This window comes from Sphaerospermopsis reniformis (assembly GCF_005402885.1).
GTDB lineage: Bacteria > Cyanobacteriota > Cyanobacteriia > Cyanobacteriales > Nostocaceae > Sphaerospermopsis > Sphaerospermopsis kisseleviana.
On sequence record NZ_BJCE01000387.1, the window covers coordinates 1 to 3066 of the forward strand.

2 protein-coding genes are annotated in these 3066 nt (G+C 39.5%); one reads left to right on the top strand and one right to left on the bottom strand.

The window, feature by feature from the left end; genetic code table 11:
• Positions 1-296 precede the first annotated feature (296 nt).
• Positions 297-2045 (bottom strand): diflavin flavoprotein, encoded by a 1749-nt coding sequence (locus FFR48_RS26695; protein ID WP_137669437.1) that lies wholly within the window; start codon positions 2043-2045, stop codon positions 297-299.
• A 176-nt stretch (positions 2046-2221) separates the two neighbouring features.
• Here FFR48_RS26695 and FFR48_RS26700 point away from each other — a divergent pair, with 176 nt between their 5' ends.
• Complete coding sequence (locus FFR48_RS26700; RefSeq protein WP_236104202.1) at positions 2222-2977, top strand: pantothenate kinase; 756 nt, start codon at positions 2222-2224, stop codon at positions 2975-2977.
• Positions 2978-3066: the final 89 nt, after the last annotated feature.

The following is a 3066-nucleotide window of genomic DNA, read 5'->3' on the forward strand; positions in this document are numbered from 1 at the left end:
AAAAAGTGTGCATTTTTTGGGATTTCAAGAGATGGCAAAGAAATTTTCCAATCTCCTCCTGACTCCTGACTCCTGACTCCTGACTCCTATGCCCTCACGGAAAGACTTTCTCAGCAACCCCTATTTATCGTTTGATTGATTTTTTCAGAGTCATCGTGATGGTTTAAATTATTGTCAATAAGTAGACGTTAATGCGAATTTTCAGGTCATTATTGAGATTAAATTGTCCTTATTGATAAGATGCGTTTCCCCTGTCTTGTTCCCCTCCTCGCTTGCGGGGAGGGGGAAAAGAGATTTTAATAATGGTTTCCTACTTTGCGATGGTGTACTGCTGTTAATGATTCAGGTTTAGATACTCTACCTGCATAAACCGTACTATACACCGCCCAATGATCGCCGCAGTCCATCCGGCTAACTACTTCACATTCCATGTAAGCTAAAGCATCACCCAAAATAGGCGCTCCATTTTCCGCTGGTTGGGTTTTGACACCTTCAAAACGATCCGCACCGGGACTAAAACGTTTTAAGAAGTGTTTCATCAATGCTTGATAGTTGCCCTCTTCTAAAACATTGAGAACAAAGCGATCGCCTACTTGCATCAATGATTCTATCGCCCGATCCTTAGCTACTGCAATAGAAAAACCCAAAGGTTTAAAACTCGCTTGACTTACCCAAGACGCTAACATGGCGCTGGAAACATCGCCTTTTTTGGCTGTGATAATATACAAACCGCCGCTAATTCTTCCTAGTGCTTTATCTAAATCAGCACCTAAAGATTTCATAGCTTTGATACTTTTTTCTTTTGTCACCAACTGTCCCAAATCTGTTCCCGCTTCTTCACATTTTTTATAGGTGTTTTCTGTGGGTGTTTCCCGAATCTCAATGACAGGAAAAGCTACAGTTAAACCCGCAGAGCGGAATTTATTTAACAGTGGATAGGTAGGTTCATCATCTCCACCACCGGTTTCAAAAATACCAATGGCTTGTTTTTCCGTAGCAGATCCTAGAACTGTACTCAATGCTGTTTGAATGCTTGTATTACTAGATATGGGATTCATCCCCACTACCAAGCCTTTACAGCGTCCTACAAGCTCCCGTAACTCTTGTAAATCAACTGATCCAGATAAATCAACTACTTCCACAGCTACCCCGGTTTTTACGATACCGTTGGTAATAGATTGAGCTAGGCGATCGCTATAACCATATTCAGAAACGTAAAATATACCCACAGTGGTTTCTGCTTTGGTTTGGTTTTGACTCCAATTGAGGTAACGTCCTGTTAATTCTTGGAGATTGTGGTATAGTAAGGGTCCGTGACCTGTGGCGATCATTTTGATGGTTTTTAATTCTGCCATGCGCTTCATTGCAGAAAGCACAGAACGGGCATTAGGACCCATCAAGCATTCATAGTAATATTGAAAATCTTTTTCAATGGCAGATAAATCATCATCAAAAGTGCTATCTGTACAGTAATGCATTCCAAAAGCATCACAGGTGTAAAGAATTTGGGTTTTGTGGTCAAAACTGAAAATAGTATCAGGCCAGTGTAAATTAGGAGCAATCACAAATTCAAACTCATGGCCATTACCGAGATCCAGGCGATCGCCATTTTTCACAATACGACGTTTAAAAGGCTGATGTACCAAATCTTCTAAAAATTGAATTGCTACCTTAGAACCAACAACGGTAATATCAGGAGCTTTTTGTAGTAAATCTTTAACTAAACCACTGTGGTCTGGTTCTGTGTGGCTAATAATTAAGTAATCTATATCTTGCGGATTAATTAAACCAGTCAGTGTATCAAAATATAGCTGACGGAACTTTTCATGGGAAGTATCAACCAGGGCAGTTTGTTCACCGCGGATCAGAAAGGAGTTGTAAGTTGTACCATTTTGCAAACCAAACTCAATATCAAAGCGATCGCGGTTCCAGTCTAAAGAACGAATAGCCGTGGTATCCTGATCAATTTCTACCGTTTGTATAGTCAGCCGTTTTACTGGGGTTGTACCTTCCTGACCTTGATTTTTATCGGTGAGCAATACCATAACTCCCCTCCTTAACTTTTATTGAGTATTTATTCCTCTGCCTTATATTGTGACACGGGTTGAATATAACGTTTTCTTAAAAAACCTATCATTCAATTAAGAAAATTAAAACTGTGAAACAAACTGTGAAACAGAATATCCAACCGCAACAGACAAACAACCCTTGGTTAGCCTTAATGGTTGGTAACTCCCGGCTACATTGGGCTTTATTTATAGATCACACTCTCAACTCTACCTGGGATACACAACATTTATCAGAGTCTGATATAGAACAATTAGCAAAAACGAATACTTTTCCCCTTCCTCCATCTTATGCTCGTTCTATCTTCCTTTCTCCTAACCTGCCTATCACTCTCGTTTTAGCCTCCGTAGTTCCCAGTCAAACACAACTATGGCAAACTTACCCTAATCATCGTTTAATCACCTTAAATCAAGTCCCTATCCGGGGAATGTATCCCACATTGGGCATTGATCGCGCTTTAGCTTTATTTGGCGCAGGTAAATCCTATGGTTTTCCCATGTTAGTAATTGATGCAGGAACAGCATTAACTTTTACAGGGGCAGACTCAAATCAGCGTCTTATTGGTGGCGCTATTTTACCGGGTTTGGGTTTACAATTTACCAGTTTAGGACAAAAAACCGCACAATTACCATTGTTAAAAATTAGGCAAATCATAGATTTACCGCCCCGTTTTGCTATGGATACACCACAAGCAATTCAAAGTGGTATCATTTACACTTTATTGGCGGGAATAAAAGAGTTTATTGATGAGTGGTTATCGTTGTTTCCTGATAGTAAAATTGCTATTACTGGGGGAGATGGTGAGTTATTGATAATTTATTTAAAACAACAGTTTTCAGAAATAGGAGAAAAGATAATTTTAGATAATAATTTGATATTTTGGGGAATGAGAGAAGTTAATATTGTCTGAATCAGGACACCCTTCGGGAAGTCAAAAGTCAAAAGTCAAAAATTGGATTTTTGTCAGAATCAGGACACCCTTCGGGAAGTCAAAAGTCA